Annotated in this window: 3 protein-coding genes and 1 pseudogene; 3 read left to right on the top strand and 1 reads right to left on the bottom strand. The window is 46.4% G+C overall.

The genetic code is table 11. From position 1 onward, the window contains the following. The 3 genes and pseudogenes from aspA to bamA all read left to right on the top strand — a co-directional run bounded on the left by aspA (window position 1) and on the right by bamA (window position 6930). Window positions 1-147, top strand: a pseudogene (aspA, locus tag AB1756_01790) (aspartate ammonia-lyase). A gap of 150 nt (window positions 148-297) precedes the next feature. Then, window positions 298-786, top strand: coding sequence for a ferritin family protein (locus AB1756_01795; protein MEW5806075.1), 489 nt, complete (start codon window positions 298-300; stop codon window positions 784-786). A gap of 24 nt (window positions 787-810) precedes the next feature. Continuing rightward, the gene (gene bamA / locus AB1756_01800) at window positions 811-6930 is read left to right on the top strand and encodes an outer membrane protein assembly factor BamA (GenBank protein MEW5806076.1); all 6120 of its coding nucleotides are present in this window, start codon (window positions 811-813) and stop codon (window positions 6928-6930) included. A 47-nt stretch (window positions 6931-6977) separates the two neighbouring features. Here bamA and AB1756_01805 read toward each other — a convergent pair whose 3' ends face one another. After that, on the bottom strand, window positions 6978-7337 hold the full coding sequence (locus tag AB1756_01805; GenBank protein ID MEW5806077.1) for a sigma-70 family RNA polymerase sigma factor: 360 nt from the start codon (window positions 7335-7337) through the stop codon (window positions 6978-6980). Between the last annotated feature and the right edge of the window lie 392 nt (window positions 7338-7729).

Consider the following 7729-nt stretch of genomic DNA (forward strand, 5'->3'; position numbering starts at 1 on the left):
CGCGCCTGCAACGAGATGATTTCGGGCCGTTTCAAGGAAGAGATTATAGTGGGCGCCTTCCAGGCTGGAGCCGGCACATCGCAGAACATGAATGTCAACGAAGTCATTGCCAATCGCGCAATCGAGAGCCTCGGAGCTCGTCCAGGAATCGATAACGACAGGGAATAACATCGTGGAGGTGCTGAGGAGAAAAAAGTGGATGAGGGACGATGAGATCGAAAGCATCTTCTCAGATAGGCTTGCAGCTGGAATGGGTCCCCTGAAGCCGTACCATTCCACAGGAAGGAGAAGGAAAAAGTGATAGAAAAAGATTTGACAATGATCGAGATTCTAGGCATTGCCATACAGGCAGAGATTGCGAGCTATAAAATGTACAGGAAAATCGCCCGCGAGGTACGCAATTCTACTTCCAGGGATCGATTCACAACTCTGGCCAGGGAGGAGCAATCCCACCAGTTGATGCTTGAAAACCTTTACCGGAAGAGCGGTGGGAAGATCAGTATCTCTCTGCCGAAAAAAAACTTAAAGGTCACCAAGCTGGAAATCAAGGGAAGCTCTCCCATTGATATCATCCAGACGGCCATCGAGAAGGAGAAGGAAACAAGGAAATTCTACCTTGAAGCCTTCAAGAAGGCGACTGATAAAAGCGGGCGATTTATCCTTCAGTATCTAGCCGATTTCGAGCAGAATCACCAGAGGATTCTGGAACACGAATTCAAGACGCTAACAGAATACCCGATGTGGTGGGATTATGAAGGACCCGGGATCCAGTTTATAGGTCCCTGAATATCCGTTTAACGTCTCGACTGGATGAACTTGCTGAAACTCACCATCAATATCTTCATCGTCTCAATTCTGGTTATTATTGTTCTTACAGCTGTCCTCATTCTCTATTCGGGGAGTTCCCACTTTGAGAGGATAACGGAGAGGTATATTGAAGAGAAATTTTCAAAAATGGAGGGATGGAGCCTTTCCATAGGTCAACTTCGGTTTTCTCCATATAGATTGAAACTCATCCTTAAAGATATAAAATTCAGCTATTCTGGAGAAAATCTCTCCATTAACGATGGGCATGTTGAAGAGGCGAGGATTACATTGAGGCTGTCGACCTTCTTCATCCCTCTTAAGAAAAAGCTCTCGGTGAGAGAGATTTTCGTAAAATCTCCTCGCGCCATAATCTCTATGAAAGCGAATGATGCTGGAATCGTTCCTGGCAGGAAGATTCGCACACCTTTGAAGAATCTTGTATGGGATATCGGAAGACTCTCCATTTCATCTGGATCAATCTTTTTCCGAGAAGAGAGGATCCCTCTTGATCTGTCTTTGGAAGGTCTGATCTTTGAGTATCACGAAAAGATTTTTGCTTCAAAAGGTTCCTTGAGCGGAATCTTGAAGGGTAACATCATTGTGGGACTCAAAGACTTTTCTTCTTCACTGACGCTCGACTTCCGCAGGAATGGTAATCGCATTGAGATCTCTAATTTTGCGCTTGCCGACCGCTGGGGAAATATTAAGGTTCAAGGAGTCGTTGATATAGGTTCTGATGATTCGTGCGATCTTCAAGTAACATCCCTCATCGAGATCTCCAGCTTCTTCGATCTGCTGCCGGCAGATTCTCATCCCCATGGAAGGATAAAGGTTGATGGCTTTCTCCGCGGAACTTTGAAAAGGCCTCTATTCCAGGGGAAACTCTTTTCGCAAGAGCTCTCCATGTATGGCGCCAGAGCTGAAATGGCCAGTGCTGAGATCTTCATGAGCCGTGATACAGTCAGCATTCATCCCTTTACCGTTTCTTTCATAGGAGGCGAGATCAAAGCGGAACTGAAAGGCTCATGGAAAGAAGATAGCAACGGTTTTCGTTTTCAGGGAAAAGCTCGAAACCTGGATATCGGCAGAGTCGAGCAGATCGTGAAAGGCCAGGTTATCCCAGTTGCCGGCCATGCCTCGGTAGAAGCTGTAATCGATTTCCGCGTCTCACCCTTAAGAGTGCTGAGCGGAAAGATTCTCGTCCATCTGGATCAGAAGAAAGCCGGTGTTCGTCGCGATAGGTTCACTCCAGAGGGAGAAATAGTCGCCTCCATACAGGATGGGGTCATTCGTATCGATGCATGCTCCCTAAAGACGGATTCTTCATCTCTTCAGATGGATGGCATAGCCTATCCTCTAGAGCAATCCGATTTGCGATTTCTTCTGGAATCGCATGAGATTGCCAGGGAGATAGCCATTGCAGCTCGGCTTCCTCAATCCAGAAAATTGACCGAACTGGCCAGAAAGAACTTGGTATCGCTTAGCGGAAGAGCTTCACTCAAAGGAAGCGGAAAGATCGGGAAGACGATCGGAATGCAAGGAACTTTCGATCTTTCAGATCTTTCAATCCAGAGCATGAATCTTGGACATATTTCTGGTTTCATACGCTTTGACGGAAGGATGTTCGAGTTGAAGAGTGTGAAACTCAAAGGGAAAGAAGCAAAGGGGTATTTAAACTGCTCCCTTGATATCCCGGGACTTCAGAATTACCATCTGGAAGGGGAATTATCTGACCTTCCCGTGGATAAGGTACTCAGAATAGCCGGAAAGGAAAAGATAAAACTCCACGGAACTTCCCGTCTCCAGGCCCTCATCGATGCCGATAGAGGAAATATTGAAGGATGGATAAAGGTAGAGATACTCAGAGGAAGGCTATTTAAGGAGGAATTCGAGAACCTTCACGGGGAGATTCATCTCGAAGGCCATACGGCAAGACTCAAAGACTTTAAGATCCAGAGCCATGGGGGCACGATTAGTGCTTCCGGAGATTATCAGACAGTAAAGAGAAATCTTCATCTCAATTTCCAGGGACGGGAACTTGACTCATCAAGAATAGAATTGTTAAAGAATGATAAAGCTGCCCTGAATGGAAAAATCGAAGCGGGAGGTGAGATCACCCTTGAATATGGAAAATTAAGAGGAGTTGCAAGCTTTCGTTCTCAAGAGCTCTTCATCAACGGGATCGGTACGGGACCGATTTCGCTTGACTGCAAGATGGAACACTCCCACCTGAGTTTCTCATCTAACATAGGGGGATGGAATGCAAGACTCATCGGCGTTCTGTTTCTGGAGAGAGATTTTCCCTTCGAGGGTAATGCAGAATTTGTGAAAGCGGACTATCGCATTTTCGAGGAGATATCGGGATTCAAAAGGATCATAGGGGCAAGCGGTTTTGCATCAGTAAATCTTGCCTTTAAAGGAAATCTCAAGAATCTAGGGGAGCTGAGGCTTGAGGGTGAGGTGAAAGAGTTCGAGTTGAATGCCGGTGGAAATAGATACCGGAACGCTTCCTCTCTTCCCATCATGTACAGCTCGGGCAAGATTTCAGCAGAAAGCGTTGACATTATCGGTGAGAACACCGATCTTTCCATAGATGCGCACATAAACATTCCCGCCAACAGGATGGAAATCCGGCTGAAGGGAGATTTCGATCTCAGCATCATCAGCGCTTTCACGGAGGAAATCGTCGCCAGTGGAAGAGGGCATCTGGATGCGTACTCCAGCGGGAAATTCACGAGCCCCGACTTTAAAGGGACCATCAGGATCGACGGGGGAAGGATAAGACATTTCGCCCTTCCTTACCCCATGGAGAATTTGAAGCTGGAAGCGGAGTTCGACCGTGATTTCGTAACCTTCCACTCCATAGCTTTTGAATTTGGAGGTGGTGAGATGAGGGGGAGCGGCATTGCCTCCCTCCAGAAGCTTGGCTATGACATATACTCCTTCGAGCTGGAAGGAAAAGACGTCACCCTGAAATTTCCAGAGGGGCTTAAGTATATTTGCGATGGTTCCCTACTCATACGAGGAGATAGAAAAAGCGCAATCATCTCCGGAGACCTCAATATTATTCGGGGCCTGTACTATAAAGATTTTAATCTGGAGTCGCAGCTTCTCGCATTTCGAGCAAGGGAATACCAGCCGTTCGAAGCCGTAAGGATGCCGCAGGATGTTTACCTGGACATCAATATCCGGGCAGAAGAGGGGTTTTGGGTAAAGAACGATCTGGCCACCGCTGAGCTTGGTGGCAATCTTCACATCGGCGGAGACCTGAGAAGATTGGAGCTTACTGGAAGACTCCATGCTCTTGAAGGTGGGAGATTCGAGTTCCGTGATGTGGAATATGAGATTAAGGAGGGATATATCGATTTTGCCGACATAACTAGGATCAACCCCGCTTTCGACATCCTGGCGGAGACAATCGTCTCAGACTATCGGGTCAATCTCAGAATCACGGGAAACCTGGAAAAATTCCAGTTCAATCTGAGTTCCGTACCATCACTTCCCGAGCAGGACATTATTGCTCTTCTGATGACAGGTTCCACGCTCGAATCGCTGACACAGGAAGGGAGTGGAGCTTTCACCGAGGATCTGGCCACTACCTATTTTGCTGGCAAGATCTCCGATAAGCTCGAAAAACAAATTCAAAAGCAGCTACACCTTGAAAAAGTCATGATCGACCCGATGCTGATTCGAAGCCAGGCAGATCCAACGGCCAGATTAACTGTGGGAAAGGAGATCTCCGATAATCTCATGATCATATACTCCACTTATCTCGGAGGAAGCGAGGAAAACGCATATCAACTCGACTACAAGATTCCCAGGGGCTTTAACCTCATCGCGGAGAGAACAAGTACAGGTGCCGTGGGCGCCGACCTGCGGTATAGAAAACAGTTCAAATTTCATGATATGGAAAAGAGCAAGAACTCACCGGACCGAAAAGAGAGGAAAATCGAGGAGGTCCAAATTGATTGCGATTGCCCCATTAAGGTGAAAACCCTCATCAGGGAGCTTCCCCTGAGGAAAGGGAAGGAGTTCAGGAGGAAGTTGGTCTCGGAAGGGGCGGAGAAGTTGAAGAACTCTCTTGTCAAAAAGGGATACCTGGAATCCGTTATCAAGCATAGGATTGGAAAAGAGAAGGAAGGATACAAGATCCTGTACCAGATCCACTGTGGAAAGAGGACTAGCATCGTCCTCATGGGATGCTCGAAGCTGGAAAAGAGGAAGCTCAAAAGGAAGATGGAAGACATCGCAATAGAATCGCTTTTCCCAATGGAGATCATGTCAGACATGGAAAATATGCTCAGGAACTATTACCAGAACGAAGGATATTTTGCCATCGACGTCTCAAGCCGCAAGGAGGAATTTAACGACGGAAATGAGCTGATTTTCAACATTGATAGAGGAGAGAAGGTTGCAATAGAGAAGATCATCATCAGTGGAAACAAGGTCTTCTCGGAAGAAAAGATCAGAAGACAGATGCTTCTTAGGGAGGATTCGCTATTTACCAAGCAGCTTCTCCAGCCATCCATTTTGAAGGAAGACGTTCTCTCAATCAAAAACCTTTACATGGAGAACAGCTATGCCAATGTGCATATCGAGGAGCCGTTCGTCTCCATCTCTGCCGATGGAAGGAAGGCAACCGTGCTTATTCGTATCTCGGAAGGGGGGATCGTTCAGATCTCCGAGATCGTTTTCGCAGGAAATAGCGCGGTTACAGTTGAAGAGTTGTCAAGGGTTGCAGCAATTGACGCTGGAACGCCCCTTATCTCGGGCAAAATCCTCGCTGCCGAGAACATGCTCAGACAGAAGTATGATTCAAATGGCTTTCCAGATGTGAAGATCACCACGGATGTCACTCTCGATGGGAACAGTGCAAAACTCCTATTCAAAATCAATGAAGGAAAGAAGAGGACGATAGGTGATGTAATCATATCCGGGAATCATCTGACCAGAGAGAAGATCATAAGGAATAAGCTGGTGTTCAGGAGAGGGGACAACCTGAGTAGGGAAAAGTTCCTTCAGAGCCAGCATGAGCTATACAAGCTTGGGTTGTTTCAAAACGTTATCATAAGTTACTCTCCTTCCGGTGAATCAGGCAAGGATACTGTGAGGGTGGATGTCGAAGAGGCCGATAATCTGCACCTGACGTTGGGTGGCGGATACGATAATCTCTCGGGGCCGAGGGGTCACCTCGAGCTATCCGATACCAATCTCTTCGGTTACAACAGATTTACCAGTTCCCTTGTGAGGCTGAGCCAGAAGGAGAGCCGTGTCCAGATTCTCCTGAAGGAACCTCGCCTCTTCAGCCGTAACCTAGATTCAATCCTATCTTCCTCCTGGGAGGAGGAAGAAAAGGAAAGCTTCACGGTCAGGAAAATAGGAACTACTCTTCAGGTAGAGAAGAAGATAGATCCTAAGTGGACTAGATTCATCCGACACAACTTTCAGAATGTTGATGTATATGACCTCAAGATCAGTCTGGAAGAGTTCAGGGATCAGGAACCCAAACTTAACAATCTAAAACTCTCGAGCATAGGTTACTCCCTTATCAGGGATACGCGCAATGACTTATTCCTTCCCACAAAGGGTACCTACGCCAGCATAGATGGAAGGATCTTCATGAAGATAATTGGTTCAGATATTGATTTCGCAAAGCTCTTCTTTAACGGCTCATATTTTAAAGATCTCGGGAGGAATGTCGTCTTTGCATCTTTCATCAGAGCGGGGCTGGCCAAGGGGATCAAGGATACTGATATTATTCCTCTGAGCGAGAGATATTTCGCCGGAGGAGATTCCTCGATAAGAGGCTTTGAGATGGAAGAGGTAAGCCCGAAAGACCCTGAAACCGGGAAGCCGATTGGAGGAGAAGTGATTTTCATCTTCAATGAGGAACTCCGTTTCCCCATCTATGGAAAGATCAAGGGTATCATATTCTACGATGCGGGGAACGTTTACAAACAATTGAAGGATACTGATCTTCTCGATCTCAGGCACGTTATAGGGGCAGGATTGAGGATCGAGACCCCCATCGGTCCGCTCCGTTTTGAATACGGGCGGAAAATCGACAGGAAAAAAGAGGAAAGCGGGGGAGAGTTCTTCATCAGCATAGGCCAGCAGTTCTAAAAAAAGCCCGCCATGAGGCGGGCTGGCATGGGAGGAGGTCTATTGAATCAAGCAAGAGAAAATCTAAGCTGAGCCATCTGGCTTGAAAGGAGCTCCCTCAGCTTAATCTTAGCTTCTTTTTCAAGCTGCCGGACTCTCTCGCGGCTCAGATTCATGTTTTTTCCTATCTCTTCGAGAGTCTTCTCATCGTCGCCGCTCAAACCGAACCGGTTGATGATTATGAATCGTTCTCGTTCAGGAAGAGTCACGATGGCATTGGAGACAATCCTTGTCACCTCTTTTAAGTATACCTGATCTTCCTGACTCGGTATCTTCTTATCCGCTATCAGATAGCCAAGCCGGCATTCCTCATCTCGGTCAACATAATCATCTATTGAAATCTCTGGAAGAAGCAGTGGGAATATCATCTTTATCCTCCTTCACCCTCTCAGATAAATTGGAGCAATATACATACCACCATCCCTTCTTCGATTCATCATTGAAATACTGCAAGATGCATGTCTATCAATTCTGTCTAACTTCTAATAATAAAAGAGTTATCATGGTTCATCTTTGCAGCATCTTAATACCGAGATACCATAGTAAAGACCCCTGGAGCGGAAATCCTTCAAGTAGATAAAAGGATGTCCAAAATGGCATTGAACAATGAATGAAAAGTGCACAGTTGACATCCATTCATCTCTGCAATAGCATGAAGGTAAAAAGGGAAGATATGGGAAAGATCAAGATCCTTAACGATATTCTCATCGACAAAATTGCTGCTGGAGAGATTGTTGAGAGGCCTTCATCCATTGTTAAA

The organism is Acidobacteriota bacterium, from assembly GCA_040752675.1.
Lineage (GTDB): Bacteria > Acidobacteriota > Polarisedimenticolia > JBFMGF01 > JBFMGF01 > JBFMGF01.